The sequence below is a fragment of the Gardnerella sp. c12Ub_1 genome, from assembly GCF_055804375.1.
The window spans coordinates 935,830-952,847 of sequence record NZ_JANUZC010000001.1 but is presented as its reverse complement, the minus strand read 5'-3'; the positions used below and the strand labels follow the sequence as shown (position 1 = coordinate 952,847).

At 44.2% G+C, this 17,018-nt stretch carries 12 protein-coding genes; 8 read left to right on the top strand and 4 right to left on the bottom strand.

What is annotated here, in order from left to right:
* Positions 1–534: 534 nt before the first annotated feature.
* The 3 genes from NYP65_RS03685 to NYP65_RS03675 all read left to right on the top strand — a co-directional run bounded on the left by NYP65_RS03685 (position 535) and on the right by NYP65_RS03675 (position 4,593).
* Positions 535–1,086 carry a YbhB/YbcL family Raf kinase inhibitor-like protein gene (locus NYP65_RS03685; protein WP_004574553.1) on the top strand — a complete coding sequence of 184 codons (552 nt, stop codon included), beginning with the start codon at positions 535–537 and terminating at the stop codon, positions 1,084–1,086.
* Positions 1,087–1,280: 194 nt separating this feature from the next.
* Entirely contained in the window at positions 1,281–2,888 is a 1,608-nt protein-coding gene (locus NYP65_RS03680; RefSeq protein ID WP_473410629.1) for a C69 family dipeptidase, read from the top strand.
* A gap of 187 nt (positions 2,889–3,075) precedes the next feature.
* The gene (locus NYP65_RS03675; RefSeq protein ID WP_473410628.1) at positions 3,076–4,593 is read left to right on the top strand and encodes a formate--tetrahydrofolate ligase; all 1,518 of its coding nucleotides are present in this window, start codon (positions 3,076–3,078) and stop codon (positions 4,591–4,593) included.
* Positions 4,594–4,765: 172 nt separating this feature from the next.
* Here NYP65_RS03675 and NYP65_RS03670 read toward each other — a convergent pair whose 3' ends face one another.
* A complete protein-coding gene (locus NYP65_RS03670; protein WP_473410627.1) occupies positions 4,766–5,608 on the bottom strand; it encodes an alpha/beta hydrolase in 843 nt (280 codons plus the stop codon).
* Positions 5,609–5,793: 185 nt separating this feature from the next.
* Between NYP65_RS03670 and rsmI the strand changes: the two genes are divergently transcribed.
* Entirely contained in the window at positions 5,794–6,699 is a 906-nt protein-coding gene (gene rsmI, locus NYP65_RS03665) for a 16S rRNA (cytidine(1402)-2'-O)-methyltransferase (RefSeq protein WP_020757443.1), read from the top strand.
* 88 nt (positions 6,700–6,787) lie between these two features.
* On the opposite strand, the gene NYP65_RS03660 is transcribed toward rsmI, so the two are convergent.
* Entirely contained in the window at positions 6,788–7,066 is a 279-nt protein-coding gene (locus tag NYP65_RS03660; RefSeq protein WP_020757442.1) for a variant leucine-rich repeat-containing protein, read from the bottom strand.
* Complete coding sequence (locus NYP65_RS03655; RefSeq protein ID WP_128832168.1) at positions 7,056–7,817, bottom strand: hypothetical protein; 762 nt, start codon at positions 7,815–7,817, stop codon at positions 7,056–7,058. The genes NYP65_RS03660 and NYP65_RS03655 overlap by 11 nt, the downstream gene beginning before the upstream one ends.
* Before the next feature lie 383 nt (positions 7,818–8,200).
* On the opposite strand from NYP65_RS03655, the gene metG reads away from it, so the two are divergent.
* Complete coding sequence (metG, locus tag NYP65_RS03650; protein WP_020757829.1) at positions 8,201–10,066, top strand: methionine--tRNA ligase; 1,866 nt, start codon at positions 8,201–8,203, stop codon at positions 10,064–10,066.
* 971 nt (positions 10,067–11,037) lie between these two features.
* On the opposite strand, the gene NYP65_RS03645 is transcribed toward metG, so the two are convergent.
* Complete coding sequence (locus NYP65_RS03645; protein WP_473410626.1) at positions 11,038–12,480, bottom strand: C1 family peptidase; 1,443 nt, start codon at positions 12,478–12,480, stop codon at positions 11,038–11,040.
* Positions 12,481–12,965: 485 nt separating this feature from the next.
* Between NYP65_RS03645 and NYP65_RS03640 the strand changes: the two genes are divergently transcribed.
* From NYP65_RS03640 to NYP65_RS03630, 3 genes are read left to right on the top strand one after another with little or no spacing between them, the layout of a single operon-like run.
* Positions 12,966–13,949, top strand: coding sequence for an ABC transporter permease (locus tag NYP65_RS03640; RefSeq protein ID WP_415694886.1), 984 nt, complete (start codon positions 12,966–12,968; stop codon positions 13,947–13,949).
* A 26-nt stretch (positions 13,950–13,975) separates the two neighbouring features.
* The gene (locus NYP65_RS03635; protein WP_004132192.1) at positions 13,976–14,923 is read left to right on the top strand and encodes an ABC transporter permease; all 948 of its coding nucleotides are present in this window, start codon (positions 13,976–13,978) and stop codon (positions 14,921–14,923) included.
* Positions 14,924–14,942: 19 nt separating this feature from the next.
* The gene (locus NYP65_RS03630; RefSeq protein ID WP_016795340.1) at positions 14,943–16,838 is read left to right on the top strand and encodes an ABC transporter ATP-binding protein; all 1,896 of its coding nucleotides are present in this window, start codon (positions 14,943–14,945) and stop codon (positions 16,836–16,838) included.
* Positions 16,839–17,018: the final 180 nt, after the last annotated feature.

The window sequence follows — 17,018 nt, the reverse complement described above, 5'->3', positions numbered from 1 at the left end:
GCGCGAGTGATTCTCCTATTTGGTGTTGCGCGAGGTTTGAGTATTTCTCTCCTCGCAAGTGACGCGCACTTTTGCGTATAGTTTATGAACGTTAATATTCTAAGGTTTTAGGTTTTAGTACGGCGCTATTTATTGCTCGTAGAGAAATACATCAAACCTTCTGGATATCTAGGACTTTTGCGTAGCTTTTATCGCCGAGATTCTCGATTTTTCTTGCTACTTCAGCGAATCACCACCTTCGGCGCTGAGGTTCGCTTCATCCGCTGCAAAAAATCTCGAATCTCTACCTAGCTTGGCGTAACCGCGCTCGAACGATTTTCCGGGTTTTGTACCAAATTTGTGTGGATTTTGGTACAAAGTGCGGAAAATAATTCCGGGTTTTGTACCATTTTTAGGTCAAATTTGGTACAAAGTGCGGAAAATAACTCCGCTTTTTGTACGTGATTTAGGTCAAATATGGTACAAAGTGCGGAAGTGCATTTGTGTAAAAATGAATTATTTCGTATAGTCACAGCGGTAGTAGATACTTAAATTATGAATATTTCTACAGATTTCACCACTATTCCAGACAACTTTGCAAAAGCTGCGCCGGAAGAAAACAAGATTAACGGCGTTCCAGTCGTATCTTTTCCATTTTATGTAGACAAGTTGCCTGATTTTGTGCACTACTTGCATTGGCGATTTGTAGACGACGACGCTATACCAGTGTGCGGATTCCAGTGGATTCATTGGGTTGTAGCAAATGTTCCAGTGGAAGCGCTTATGTTTGACTTTAACGACTCGCGCGCTTTGCAAATTCCGCAAGACTTTTCTCGCACAATGCCAACCATGATTCCAGAAGTTGTACAAGGGCGAAACTCGCAAGCTAGCCGATTTGTGGGATGCACGGACCCTGCGATTACAATGCGCTACAATGGCCCGCAGCCGCCAGACAAGGATCACGACTACATGCTAGAAGTGTTCGGCACGCAAAAGCCTCTTGCAAATCTTAAAGAGGGCTTTTACCTTAACGAAATGATGAATGAAATCAGGCATTATGATTCGTATGTAGACGTTAACGGATTATATTTGCGAGGAAAAGCTTAGAGCTTAAGATTTAGAGTTTAGAGTTTAGGTTTAGGATTTATATGACTTCGCGCTGGCAAGTCGCAAGCAGCTTACGACTAGATGCGCGTGTGTAAAATAGTCAAAACTAAGCAAAACTAAGCAAAACAAACAAAATTATCTAAAATAATCAAATAACCAAAATAATCAAAAATTAGAAAAATGAGGATGCAAATATGGCATGCACAACAATTTTAGTAGGACGCAAAGCGAGCTACGACGGCTCCACGCTTATTGCGCGTAACGAAGACTCCGCAAATGGAGAGTTTAACCCAAAGCGCTTAGTGGTAGTAAAGCCACAAGACCAGCCTCGTGTTTATAAGTCTGTGCTTAGCCACGTAACAGTAGAGCTTCCAGATAATCCAATGCAATACACAAGCGTTCCAAACGCAGACTTGCGCGAAGGAATTTGGGGAGAAGCTGGCGTTAACGAAGCAAACGTGGCAATGAGCGCTACCGAAACGCTTACATCCAACGAGCGCGTGCTGGGCGCAGACCCAATGGTGGAGCTTCAAAAAGCGCAAGGCAAAGAAGGCGACGCTGATTATAAGCCAGAAGTGCCTGGCGGAATTGGCGAAGAAGACTTCTTAACGCTTGTTTTGCCTTATATTCGTAGCGCTCGCGAAGGCGTTGAGCGTTTGGGTGCGTTGCTAGAAAAGTACGGCACTTACGAGATGAACGGCGTTGCGTTCTCGGATGTAAACGAGATTTGGTGGATGGAAACTGTTGGCGGACACCACTGGATTGCTAAGCGCGTGCCAGACGAGGCGTATGTTGTTATGCCAAACCAGCTTGGAATTGATGAGTTTGATTTGGAAGACGCTTTGGGAAATCAAGAAGAGCACATGTGCTCGGCTGATTTGCTTGAGTTTATTGAAGAAAATCACTTGGATTTGGCGGTGGAAAACGCTTCGCCGTTTAATCCTCGAGATGCTTTTGGATCCCATTCAGATGCGGACCACGTGTATAACACGCCTCGTGCATGGTTTATGGAGCGTTTCTTGAATCCGTATGACGAAGTGTGGGATGGTAAAGACGCGGATCATAAGCCAGATAGCAACGACATTCCGTGGGCGCGTCAGCCTGAGCGCAAAGTGACTGTTGAAGACGTTAAGTATGTGCTTAGCTCGCACTATCAGGGAACCGAGTACGATCCTTACGGCAAGCTTGGCGATGAGCATACGCGTCATCTTTTCCGCCCAATCGGCATTAATCGCCAAAGCCAGCTTGCTGTTATGCAAATCCGCCCTTACATGCCAGAGCCAATGCGCGCAATTCAGTGGATGGCGTATGGCTCTAACCCGTTTAATGCTTTAGTTCCGTTCTACGCAAATGTAAACGAAACTCCAAAGTATTTGGAAGATACAACTACTCGCGTAACAAGCGAAAACTTCTATTGGGAAAATCGCATTATTGCAGCTCTTGCGGATGCCGCATTTAACGACACTGCAAATGCAATTGAGCGCTACCAAGAAGTTGTTGGTTCGCTTGGTCACGCAATGGTTAAGGCTACGGATGCTGCTGTAGCAGAGCTTCTTGGCGTTGATTTGGCTGATTACGAGCCAGAGCGCGAAGGTGATGAAGGCGATGATTGCGATGATTTAGTTCGCGATCCTGAAGCTATTATTGCAGAGCTTCGTAACGACAAAGTGCGCGCGACTTTGGCTAAAGCAAACGAAGATATGGCTGCAAAGTTGAAGAAAGAAACCGATTCTTTGCTCGATACAGTTCTGTACATAACTAGCATGCGTATGAAGAATGGTTTTAATCGCTCCGATCACTAATCGCAAGCCGTTATAGACGTTACTAATAACGCGCATAGTTTTAATGTAATATTGCTATACCACGCCTATGCAATCGTATAGTATAAAAATTGTTCATTTACATTAGCTATGCGCGTTTTATTATTGAACGTCTGTTATTGAACACTATCGGCATCAACTAGGCTTTTCGCTTATGAAAGTGGGGAATATGAGCATTCTTGATTCGTTTACTGCACAATTTGGATTGGTTAAAAAAATCGACGCTTTTGGATTTATGGATTATCTAAAGAAGAATCCAAGCGAGCAAAAAAAGCACGGTAAAGTGTTGCTCGTTACAGCTGATACTCCTCTTAAGGCTTCTAGAGGAGAGGGCAAAACAACCACCACTATTGCGCTTGTAGACGCGTTGCGCGAACGTGGAGTAGATGCTGCGGCTGTTTTGAGGCAGCCAAGCATGGGCATTACTGCAGCTGGTTCAAAAGGCGGCGCTAGCGGCGGCGGAAAGTCCTCGCTTTCGCACCCAGAGTTGATTGACTGGGGATTGTGCGGAGAAATGGCGGCTATTGAATGCGCGCAAAATTTGCTTGTTTCTTTTGCAGAAAAGGCGATTGACGAGGGTATTTTAGACACGATTTTAGTGCCACGTGTAAGCGAAGTGCCTTCAAGGTCTTTGCGTAGTATTGCTGTTGACTTTGGCAAGGGCACGGTTGCGGAGCGCGTTGTGTTAACGCCAACTTGTGAGCTTATGCAAATCGTAGTGCTTTCTAGAAGCATGGAAGAGATTGCAAATCGCGTTGCTGCAATGATTGCTGGTACAAAAGACGGGAATCCTGTTAAATTTGGTGATTTTGTTGACTTGTGGCGAATCACAAATATTCTTGCAGATGCTGTAAAGCCTGCAAAAACTGAGACGATTAATGGTTCTCCGATTTACGTTCATTGCGGGCCATTTGCCAACGTTTCGCTTGGTATTCCAAGCCTTGTGAGCGTTGAGATGGCTTGCGCGCTACACGATGTTGTTGTTGTGGAGGCAGGGTATGGAACGGATGCTGGTGCGCAAAAGTGGCTAGATATTGCTGCTCGCGAGTTTGGCGCAAAGTGGCCTGCTGCTGCGGTTGTTGTTACTCGAGCAACTACTTGGCAAGATGACGAAACTCTTGCATGGCGTTACCCGTTCCACGTTTCGCGCCTTGAGTCGCTTAATATTCCTACGTTCCCTCTTATTAATTTGTGGGAAGGTGAAGATGGGCAGGTTCCAGATTTGCTTGAGCAGGCTAAGACTTTGGGATTCCGTAAGCCGATTGTTGGCAATCTTTTCCGAGACGGCGGAGATGGATTGGCAGATCAGCTAGACGATTTTGTGTCTGTAATCACTGCGGATGCTGAAACGAAAGTTCCGCAAAGCCGCCGCGGAAAGTCGCTTCGCGAGCGTATTAATCTGCTTTGCTCCGAGGCGTATGGTGTGCCTGTTGAGCGCGTAATCGACAAAGCAGGTTTTGCTGATTCGTTGAAGGAAGCGCAGGATTTGTGCAATAAGGCTGGTGTTGATTTTGATAGCTTAGCTCTTGTTGCTGTAAAGTCGCCAGCAACCATGACAGATGACGATCACGCGCCTGCGGATTCTCGCACTGTAACGCTTAAAAAAGTAGAAGTTCATGCTGGAGCTGGGGTTGTGCAAGTCAACCTTACAGCTTCACTAACAACTCCTATGCCAAAAATCGTGTGATTAAAATTTCTGTAGTGCGTTTGTATCAAAAAACATCAAAATCAAATACAAACACACTACAGTTTTGTGTGTTTGTGTAGTGTGTTTGTATCGCGACACGCCGTAAATTAGGTACAAACGCACTACATGGCAGGTAATCGTTTGCGCGGTCTAAGCGCGCATCGAAGTTAGATTATGCAAAAGTGCGATTCAGCCAATCGCAAGCAAGATCAATCCATTGCTGAACTTCTGGCTGAACAAACTCAGGCAGCACTGCGCCATTTTCATCGCGCTTAGCTGTTTCTTTAACCGCCAAAGCCAAGCCATGCGGACCCTTAGGGAACAAATGTGCTTCCACGCTTACGCCAGCTTTAACGCAAGCATTAATAAACATAATCGAGTTTTGAACTGGAACCGTCTGGTCTGTAATCGTTTGCCAAACGAACACAGGTGGAGTCTTAGAATCAACGTGATTTTCAAGCGAAAGCTGCTCCACGAGTTGCGCGCGAGTGCTGGAATCTACGTCTCCAAAAAGACGGTCGAAAGTTGGCTTATGCGCGTATTCGCCAGCAGAAATCACAGGGTAAGCAAGCATAAGAGCGTTTGGGCGAACGCTATTTGCGTTATATCCATTTGCTTCTTCAACATCGTCGCTAACGCTAGTGGCAAGATTTGCTGCAACATGGCCGCCTGCAGAGAATCCAATAATCGCCACTTTTTGCGCATCTACATGCCATTCTTTTGCGTTTTCGCGAATTAAGCTCATCGCTTCTGCGGCTTCCAAAAGCTGAGTAGGGTGCGCGCTAGGCACAAGCGAGTATCGCAAAACAAAAGCGTGGAATCCAGCGGCAGCAAACTTCATAGCAATAGGCTCTGCTTCTCGATTAGAAACGCGCAAGAATCCGCCGCCTGGCAAAATCAGCACTGCTGGTCGCGTTTGATCTCCTTCGCTATCTAAATTATCGTCTAAAACGTATGCAGTTAGAAGCGCGTTACTGCCATCAATGCCTTTAATTTGGCGTTCTATAATCTTCATGGTATCTCTTTTCGTTTTGCGCGATTGCAATTTATGTTAAGCATAATTACTGAGCATAAACTTAAGCATTACTAAGCATAAACTTAAGCATAATTCTAATCAAATATCTTATTTTTAGTGTGCATTATGTGCGTTATTTTATAAATTCGTGTAGAGTCTTAAGAGGTTTTATAAGGAGATTTAAGATGAGCAGTGAAGAAGATAATTTAGGAAAAGTTGTTCTTGCGGCCACTCCGATTGGAAATATGGGAGATGCTTCTGCGCGCTTAATTAATCTTCTAGAAACTGCGGATATTGTTGCAGCAGAAGATACGCGTAGGCTTTACGACCTTGCAAATCGCCTTGGCGTGCACGTTTCTGGGCAAGTTGTTGCGTATCACGATCACAATGAGCGCAATAAGGCAGATGGTTTACTAGACAAGGTTGAGCAAGGCAGCACTGTTCTTGTTGTTTCCGACGCTGGCATGCCTACGATTAACGACCCAGGGCTTGCGATTGTTCGCCGCGCAATAGAGCGCGATTTGCCTGTTACTTGCGCGCCTGGACCGAGTGCCGTGTTGGATGCTTTGGCGCTTTCTGGCCTGCCAACAGACCGTTTTTGCTACGAAGGCTTTTTGCCGCGCAAGTCGGGGGAGCGCATGCAGCATTTGCGCTCGCTTCTTTTAGAGAGGCGAACAATCGTGTTTTACGAGGCGCCGCACAGGATTGCGGAGTCAATGGCAGCTCTTCTTGCAGTTTTTGGAGCAGATCGCAAAATGGCGTTGTGCCGCGAGCTTACTAAGGATTTTGAAGAAGTGCGTCGTGGAACTATTGAGCAGATTGCAAAAAGCGTAGAAAATGATCCTCCTCGTGGCGAGATTGTGCTTGTACTTTCGGGCGCTAGCGAAAGTGATGTTGCGCAACAAAGCGTCGATTTAAGCGTGGATCAGCTTGCTAAAATGGCTTGCGATCTTTCACAAAACGAGGGCTTGCGAATCAAAGATGCTATAACTCGAGTTGTTTCACAAAATCCTCTTTCAGACGGCTCTTTTGCTAATCGTAAAGAAGTTTATGCAGCTTGCTTAAAAATCAAGGAAAATGTGGACAACTAAATAGGAAATTAAGCAAAAAATGTGCAAATGTGCAAAAGTTGTATCAATAAAAGCAAAAAATGTGCAAATGTGGAAAATTAAGCAGCAATTAATCCCCATTTTTTGCATATTCGTATGCTTCTAAAAGCACATCTAGACTTTGTTTAACGCCTGGCCCTCCTTGCTGAGATATGTATTCCAGCATTTTTGCGTCCGCGACTGGGTTTGCAACAACCCATTTTCTTAATTCAGGCACGTTCTTAGCAATATGCCATAGCACGTCTTTGCTTGTGTTTTCACAGCACGCGACTTGCGCAGTGAGCACAATTGGCGGTTTTGGCGGCATTGCGCTCGCTTTATAATTCTTAATATTTTCTCTAATAGTCATAAAGAATATTGTCCTTGTCTATTATGTATTTAATCCACTCTTTTGCCTTCGCAGCTCCTGGAAAATAAGGATTGCTGTCTATGATTTTTTCGCAATCTTTAAAACTGGTGTTGTATTTTTGCGCCAATTCGCACACAGTATCTACTCTTCTTATTTCTTCGTAAATGTTTTTTGATGGCGTTAGTGCAATGTCGCAAATAGTTCGCGCTGGAGAAGTTACGTGCAAGTCTTTAATCACCCTTTGTTCTTTTTTCATTAGTTTTCTTCTAAACACTTGTAGTCGGTGATCGTACGGCTTTATTCGATAATGACTTTTGGATATTATCTCTAGTATGTTTGGGATTTTTCCGCCAAGCCAAATCCAAGATGCTGTAAATGCGCATGCCACCGTTCCGTTTGGAAGCAGATTTTTTAGCACGTTGCATCGTCCTTCTGGGGTTTTTGCGGTAGATTGCGTAAATCCAGTGCGTATTGAAACGTTGTTGAATGCTCCAAAATTGCACAGTTTCTTCATGCTTAGTGGCCCTGGTAGGTGTTTTGTGTCTATAAGAATAGGCAGCTCCTCGTTTTGTTTTTCCGAAAATAAAATCATCTCTTCGTTTTTGTAGTCTTTGTAGTCTTTGTAGTTTTTGTAGTCTTCGTATTCTTCGCGAGTTTTGTATTCTTTGCGTCTTTTGTAGTCTTTTATTGCTTTTTTATTTTTTTCGTCATTGTGTATTGTGCGTTTTTTGTTCAACGTTGAAGTGCTCATGTTTCTCCTTTCTGTGTAATGTGCTTAATGTGCCAACTCTTTAGTGCTGTAATGTTTTAGTGCTGTAATTCTGTAGTGTTCTGCTGCTCTAGGTTTTAATTTTCTAAGTTTTATACACAATATCGTGTTTTACTTTTTTGTCTACTCGATTTTTTGTAATTGTGGAAAAGTGGATTTTTAGTTTTTTACATAAAAAAATGTGACTATATGTGACTAAATCATATGTGATTAAATGTGGCTTGCGATTGTGTGTAGTTGTGATTGATTACACGTGATTATTCTTGATTTATCTACTTTGCTATGTGATTTTTATAGCGATTTTTTAGTGTGATTTTTCTGTGTATTATTTAATGTGTCCTCGCTGAACAAGATAATATTTGGCTATGAGTCATATTTTGGTGAATGTTGCATGGCCTTACGCAAATGGCCCTCGTCATATTGGTCACGTTGCAGGATTTGGTGTACCTTCCGACGTATACGCGCGTTACGAGCGCATGAAGGGAAACAGCGTGCTTATGGTTTCTGGAACAGACGAACACGGCACGCCGATTTTGGTTGAGGCAGATAAAGAGGGCGTGAGTGCGCAAGAGCTTGCAAACCGATATAATCGCGTGATTACTAAAGATTTGTGCGATTTAGGCTTAAGCTATGATTTATTTACGCGCACAACAACGGCAAATCATGAGCATGTTGTTCAAGAGATGTTCCGCCAGTGCCTTAAGAATGGTTATATTTACAAGGGGACTCAAAAGGTTGCGATTTCGCCTTCTACAGGCCGCACTCTTCCAGACCGCTATATTGAGGGCACTTGCCCGATTTGTGGAGCGGACGGCGCGCGAGGCGATCAGTGCGATGCTTGCGGGAACGAGCTAGACCCAGACGAGCTTATTAATCCTGTTTCTAAGATTAACGGCGAAACTCCGCGATTTGAAGAAACAGAGCATTACTTCCTCGATTTGCCTGCTTTAGCAAACGCAAACTTGGAGTGGCTTAATTCCAGGGATGGTTGGCGTACAAATGTTATTAACTTCTCAATTGGTCTGTTTAAGGAAGTTAAGCCTCGAGCAATTACGCGAGACATTGATTGGGGCATTCCAGTTCCTGTAGAAGGCTGGATTGATAACCCAAATAAGCGCTTGTACGTGTGGTTTGACGCCGTTATTGGCTACTTGTCTGCATCCATTGAGTGGGCGCGTAGGCAGGGCAAGCCAGACGCTTGGCGCGATTGGTGGTGCGATCCTAAGTCTCCTGGCTACTACTTTATGGGCAAAGATAACATTACTTTCCATTCTCAAATTTGGCCTTCAGAGATGCTTGCGTATAACGGCGCTGGCTCTAAAGGTGGCGAGGCTGGCGTTTATGGCCCACTTAACATGCCAGAGCAGGTTGTTGCTTCCGAGTTTATGACCATGGAAGGCAAGAAGTTCAGCTCTTCGCGCGGAATCGTGATTTATGTTAAAGACATTTTGGCGCGCTACCCAGTGGATGCTGTGCGCTACTACATTTCCGTTGCGGGTCCAGAAAATTCTGACGCCGACTTTACTTGGGCAGAGTTCGTTCGTCACAATAACGAGGAGCTTGCAGCAAGTTGGGGCAATCTTGTTAATCGTGTTGCAAATTTGATTAATAAGAATTTTGGAGAGATTCCGCCGTTGGATGAAAATTCAATGACAGATATGGACCGTGCGCTTTTGGATCAAACTTCTAATGCTTTTGAGATTGTTGGTGGTTTGATTGAGCGTCATCATCAAAAGAATGCTCTTAATGAGGCTATGCGCGTTGTGTCGGATATCAACAAGTATATTTCTGCTACGGAGCCTTGGAAGATTAAGGATGACGAGTCTCGTCTTGGAACGGTTTTGCATGTTGCTGCACAAGCTGTTTCGGACGCTAATCATTTGCTTGCTCCATTCTTGCCTCATTCTGCGCAAAAAGTTTGGGAAGCTCTTGGTGGAACGGGAGTGTTCTCGCCGCTTCCAAGAATCGAAGAGGTGAGCGACTTAGATAATCCAGATTTTAAGTACCCGATTATTACTGGCGACTATGAGCTTGGAAAAACTGTTCATCCATGGGAAAGTGAGCCGTTGGTTACTGGTACTCCTGTTGCTAAGCCAACTCCGATTTTTGCCAAGATTCCTAAAGAGGCGATTGATGAGGAGCTTGAGCGTTTTGAGTCTGCTCTTGCTGCTCGTCGTAAAGCTGACGAAGAAAGATTGGCTGCAGCTAAAAAATCGTTGGAATCTGAGTGATTTTAGCGGAAAATTTTAAGGCATAGTGACGTATGTAACAAAAAATTGGCATACTGCCAGGAATACGAAAAAATTTTCAGGAAATTTTTAGTTTATATGCGTGTTTTGCGAGAAAAATGTGGTTATAATGAATATTGCTGATGGTTCTTCCATCAGTGAGGTTCGTTCGCGAACCCCATAACTGAAACCTTCTTCTCTCTTTCTCTCTGCCCCGGTGGGTTTTCTCTTTCCCACCGGGCTTCTTTTTATCTTTTTCAAGCTCTTGCTGCTTACTCACACTTCCCGAAAATGTTGCTCAAAACTCTGTGAATCAGCTACAAACGCACTACATGATTACGCAAAGCTAGGTGGAGATTCGAGATTTTTCGCACTGAATGAGATGAACCTCAGCATCTTTGATGGTGATTCATCGAATGAAGAAGAAAAATCGAGAATCTCGGTGATAAAAACCACGCAAAAGTTCTAGACATTCAGAAGGTTTGATGTATTTCTCTACGAGCAATAAAAGAGGAGCGTAGCGACGGGATTTGCGAGGAGAGAAATACTCAAACCTCGCGCAATACCAGGTAAGGAATTGTATTCAGGCAGGCAATCGTTCGCGCGGTCTAAGCGCGCGAACGTCTTCGCCGCGCAGAAGCAGTGCTTCTGCCTTGAGCGGCTCAGCGAATCGAAGTGCATTCGCGCGCTACGCTATTCCTCACGGCTATTAGTAGCCGTTCGGCTGATTTGGCATGTAAAGTCCAGTGGACTTTACATTTGAGCCAAATCACGCTTTGAAGGAGCTTGAAATGCGTTATGCAATTTCAAGCTCAGTCAAAGCGCCCATGCAAGTCGATTCGCAGCCCTCCTACACACCAAATAGGGAAGCGCACAACCCCAAATATGGAAGCGAATAAAACAAAAAACGCAGATTGCATTTGTAATTTGCGAATGCAATCTACGTTTGTAAATCAGCGTGTGCTAAATAAAGTTTAGCGGCAGCGCTTTGTAAGTGGCGTCCATGGGTCAAGCATTACAGGCTCTTGATCCAGTATGGCTCGCGTTGCTTCATCAAGATACTTCTTGTTAATAATGATTTCGGTAACGTAGCGGTCAAACCACTGAGCGGATCCAACGTAGTATCCGTCTTCGCCGTTATCTTTGCCCCAGCTGTTTTCAATCTTCCAGCGGTCTGGCTCGCCATCTTTGTTAAGATTTACGCCAGTAAAGGTCATTGCGTGGTTGCCTGGGCAATCCATATACTCCAAACCTTTAGCTTTGTCGAATGTAAACTCTACATCGAATAGCTCGTCTACGCGCACAACTGCTGGGTCAAAGAAGCCCTCTTGCCTTAGCGAGAATTGCGTGCAATCGCAAGCGAACCAAATTGGGTGTCCGTCTTTTAGCTGATCCACAGCGGCTTTGCGGAACACTTCTAGCGCAACGTTTGCAAACTCCATTTCCTTAGTCTCCGCAACGTTTGTTGTGTACTTGAGTTGGTAGAGCTTGTTGAACGGAGTGCGTTCCATTGGGGAGTTGCACAAGCTTACAAAGTCGTTTACGTCTACCGGCACGTACTTCTTTGCAAACTCGAGGGGTGTAATGCCGTATTCGCAAATCATTGGGCGATCGTCTTTGCCGCTCTTTGGCTTATCGTCCTTCTTTTCGCCGCCCTTAGATTCACTATTTTCGCCGCTCTTTTTATCGTCCTTCTTGTCGTCGTCATCTTTAGTGCGCGCAAAGAAGTCAAAACGCTCTGGTGGCTCGCCTAGTGCGATTGCAGTCATGCGGTATACGGTTTCCAAGTCGCGAATCTTCATTTTTCGCAACTCTTCCATAGAAGTGCCATTCTTGTGTGCCTCGCGCAATTCGCATGCAAACTCGCGAAGCTTGCTATTAATGTATTGCACGAATGCTTCGGAATCGGTAGCGTTTTGCGAATCTGGGTATGCGCTCTTTGGCATAAGTCCGTACTTGTTTACCAAGTTAACGAACATTTGCCACCATCCGCCGTCGTCAATCGGACCGTAGTTAATGCTCTCAAAAATTCGGCTATCTAATGTCTCATCTAAAGTCGCCAAAACGTTTTCCAAGTATGCGTTTGCTTTTTCAATCTTGTCCCAGAAGAACAAGTAGCTTTCGGAAAACTCAAAGTCTTCTAGATTCCACTTATGCATAAGCTCGTAGCGCAAAGTGTTAAGCGATGCAAACATCCAGCAACGTCCAGAATGCTGTTGGTTTGTTATTGTTCCTTGCTTTAGTTCTACAGAAAATTCGCGTGGAAGCTCGCGCTGACCCTGGTAGCTTGTTGCTGCTTTAAGAACGCCGCTCGATACCGAAGCGTTTGCTGCTACTCGATTTGCGCGCTGTTCGTTAAAATGCTTAGAATATTCGCGCACGTCGTTTAGTGTAACGGCTTTTACGTTTTCAGACATATATCTCCTTTATTTTGTTAAAAACAGTGAATAAGCGTTATTGTAGCTTGCTCAATGCACGAGTCGCGTTTTGCGCGGCTCCAATTGTTCGCGAGTGTTTGTGAGTGTTCGCTAGTTTTCGTGAGTTTTCGCGTTTCGTTTATGTAAAACATGCTATTTTTATGCGTTTATGGCGATTTGCGCGACTAATTTTCGTAAATTTTAAGTAATTTCGTTAAATATTTTGATATTTTGCTAATTTTATGTATTAATTTTGGTTAAGATTACTATTTATTACGTGTTATTACATGTTTATTTTAAGCAATGTACATAGGTTAGCTAAAAATATACTAATTACACGTCCAAATTATTAGGGCTTGCTTAAGTGTGCCTTAAACGCTTATGATTTGCCTTTTTAATTAGTGATTAAATGATGGCAGTGTGCAAGCGTAAGTTTGCAGTTACCAGATGGAGGTAACAATGTTTAGACGTAGAAAAGAGTCACAATGATACGATACATCGTTAAACGATGCCTGAATTATGTTGTGATGCTGTTTGTATCCGTATCCATGACGTATTTCTTGGCAAGTGCATTTATGGATCCGAGATCGAACTATATGTCTAGGCATCCGCATCCACCAATTCCTTCAATTAACCGTTCTTTGGATTTGGCAAACATTAATGACCAAACTCCAGTTATTACAAGGTATTTGCGTTGGATTACTGGTGTTCTTACTCGTTGGGATTGGGGATTAAGCCCAGAACAAGCACCTGTTGGTCCTGCGATTGCAGCGCGAATCGGCGCATCGGTGCAGCTGGTTACTTGCGCAACTGTTCTTGGCATTGTTTTAGGCGTTAGCGTTGGCGTTTATACTGCTATTCGCCAATATAAGTGGCAAGACAGGGTTCTTAACTCTATTGCTACGTTCTTGCTTGTTGTTCCAGCCGCCGTGTTTGGATTACTTATTGTTTTAGCTGCGATTAGCATTAACAACGCTGCTGGTTCTCGTTTATTCTTTGTTACTGGATTACATTCCTACCAGGGTTCTAATCCTGTTGCTTTTATTCTTGACTTCTTGCAACATTTGATTTTGCCAACAATTGTTATGACTGTTCCTGGCATGGTTGGCTACCATCTTACGCAGCGCACCTATTTGCTCGACACTATGAATGCTGATTACGTTCGTACTGCTCGCGCTAAGGGTTTGCCTCTAAATGTGGCTATTCGTCGTCACGCTTTGCGTACTTCTTTGATTCCTACTGCCGTAGACGTTGCCTTCTCTATTGCAGGCGTGTTTACGGGCGCTGTGATTACCGAAACCGTGTTTGCAATTAACGGTTTGGGTAGCTACTTCGTACAAACTATTTCTAATAACGACATTAATGGTTCTGTTGCTATTGCTGCGTTCGGAGCCGTGTGTACTTTGGCCGGGGCCTTGTTGGCAGATATCTTCTCCGCTTGGCTTGATCCTCGTATTCGTTTGAGCTAATTGCGCAATAGTGTAGGTGTATTGATATGAGTAAAAAAGATGTATCTTCAAAGGCTCAAGAGTCTGCTGCTGATAAGAAGGCAACTGCTAATTCTTGGGGTAATTTTAAGCGCACAGGCAAAATAACGCTTTATACGCGCCGCTTCTTTAGGCGTCCATCCGCTGTTGTTGGCTTAGTTTTACTTGTTCTCTTGATTCTTCTTGCTTTGTTTGGATCTAAGATTAGCAAGTGGGGTTACGACGAGCCTGATTTTACAGCTCTTGCAACTCCTCCTAGCGCCGAACATTGGCTTGGCACAACGCCTGGCGGATCAGACATGTATGCAATGGTTGTTCGCGGACTTGGTCGCTCGCTTTCTATTGGTATTGTAAGCTCCATTTCGATTACGATTATTGCTGCTTTGGTTGGTACTGCTATCTCTTACTTTGAAGGTTGGTTTGAGCAGGTTGGCATGTGGCTTCTAGACATGCTTTTGATTGTTCCATCCTTCTTGCTTATTGCTTTGATTGTTAGCTCTGCTACTGGCGGCAACGATTGGTTGTGGCTTGCATTTGGCATGACTTCCTTTGGCTGGATTGGTTACGCTCGTACGCTTAGAACTTTGACTTTGAGCTTGCGCGAACGCGAATATGTGCGTGCCGCTAAGTTTGAAGGCGTTTCTTCGTTCCGCATTATTGTTCGCCATCTTGTTCCAAATCTTGGTTCCGTTTTGATTATTAACACGGTTCTTGGTGTTATCGGCGCAATCAATGGCGAAACAGCATTGAGCTTCTTGGGTCTTGGTATTAAGGCTCCAGATACTTCTTTGGGTACTCTTCTTAACGTTGGTCAAAGTAGCGTTATGACATCTCCTTGGGTTCTTTTGGTTCCTTCTGCGGTTTTGGTTGTTTTGACTTTCTCCGTTCAGCTTATTGGAGATGGCTTGCGCGATGCGATTGATCCATATTCTAGGTCTGTTGGTAAGGCCGAGTAAGGCTTGTGGAGGTTTAAACATGACTGATATGGGTAATAACGCAAATAAGGAAGACTTTGCAATGGAAAATCAGAACAACGAACCACTTCTTTCTGTACGCAACTTGCAAATTAGCTTTGCTTCGGAAGCTGGTACAGTTCACGCTGTTCGCAATATGAACTTTGATTTGTATCGCGGCAAAACAATTGGTATTGTTGGCGAATCTGGATCTGGTAAGTCTGTTACTTCTTTGGCTGTTATGGGCTTGCTAGATAAGAATGCTTCTGTTAAGGGTTCTGTTGTTTATAAGGGCGAAGAGCTTTTAACAAAGTCTGATGCAGAGATGAGTAAGATTCGCGGTAAGAACATTGCAATGGTGTTCCAGGATCCTCTTTCTGCTTTAACTCCAGTGTTCTCTATTGGAGATCAGCTTAAGGAAGCTTTGGTTATTCATAATCCAAATATGACCGAAGATCAGATTCGTGATCGCTCTATTGAGCTTCTTAACTTGGTTGGTATTACTAAGCCAGCTGAGCGCTTAAAGGCGTTCCCTCATGAGTTTTCTGGTGGCATGCGTCAGCGCGTTATGATTGCAATGGCAATCGCGAATAACCCAGATATTATTATTGCTGATGAGCCTACTACCGCTTTGGATGTTACGATTCAGGCTCAGGTTTTGGATGTTTTGAAGAAGGCTCAGAAAGAAACTGGCGCCGCAATGATCTTCATTACTCACGATTTGGGCGTTATTGCTGGCGTTGCAGACGAAGTTATTGTTATGTATGCGGGTCATTTGGTTGAGCATAATAGCGTTGAGGAGATTTTTGCTCACCCAACTCAGCCATACACAATCGGCTTGCTTGGCGCTGTTCCGCGCGTTGATCAAAAGCGTACTCGCCGCTTAACTCCAATCTCTAAGCCAACAATGGATATGTTGATTGCAGAAGAAAAGAGTGGAGATACCAGCGATATGATGGGCCTTGAGGCAGAAAGCGAAACTGTTCGCGCGATGCTTCATGCAGAAACCGAAAAAACGATTAAGCCAATGTTTGAAGGCATTCCTCGCGAGGATCGCAAGGTTGTTTTGGATGTTAAGGGCTTAGTTAAAACATTCCCAATTACAGGTGGCGGTTTCTTGCGACGCAAGGTTGGCGAAGTTCGCGCTGTTGATGGCATTGACCTTGAGATTCGCGAAGGCGAAACTGTGGCTCTTGTTGGCGAATCTGGTTCTGGTAAGTCAACTACTTTGATGGAAATCATGAGCTTAAAGAAGCCAGAAGCTGGCTCTATTACCGTCTTCGGCACCGAGCTTAACGATAAGTTGACTAAAGAGCAGCGTCGCGAGCTTCGTTCTAAGATTCAATACGTGTTCCAGGATCCTATGAGCTCTCTTGATCCTCGTATGCTTGTTTACGATATTTTGGCAGAGCCTCTTCATGTTCAAAAGAAGTCGAAGGAAGAGATTCGTCAGCGTATTGCGGAGCTTATGCAGCTTGTTGAGCTGAATCCAGATCAGGTTGATCGCTTCCCAACGCAGTTCTCTGGTGGTCAGCGTCAGCGTATTGCTATTGCTCGCGCTTTGGCTGTAAACCCTAAGCTTCTTCTTCTTGATGAGCCTGTTTCGGCTTTGGATGTTTCTATTCAGGCTGGAATTATCAACTTGCTTGAAGATTTGCAAGATAAGCTGGGCGTTGCCTACTTGTTTGTGGCTCACAACATGGCGGTTGTTCGTCATATTTCTAGCCGAATTGCTGTTATGTACCACGGACGCATTGTTGAATCTGGCGAAACGGATGAGGTATTCGATAATCCTAAGCATCCGTACACTAAGGCTTTGATTAGCGCTGTGCCAATTCCAGATCCTGTTATTGAGAAGAATCGCAAGCGTATTATTCTCAACGAAGAAGATTCGTTTGATGACGTTGCAAGCGTCTGATTCTAATCTTTTGTGAATACGCCTAAACTTTTGTTTAGGGCAAGTTTGATCGCGTGTGTTATGCAAGACACACGCGATTTTTTGTTACAGGCGCATAAATTCTAAAAAAAGTAATATATTTTGTTTTTTAATCAAAATAAACTAAAAAATTTTCTGTTTTGCGGTTTTCTGTGTTTAATT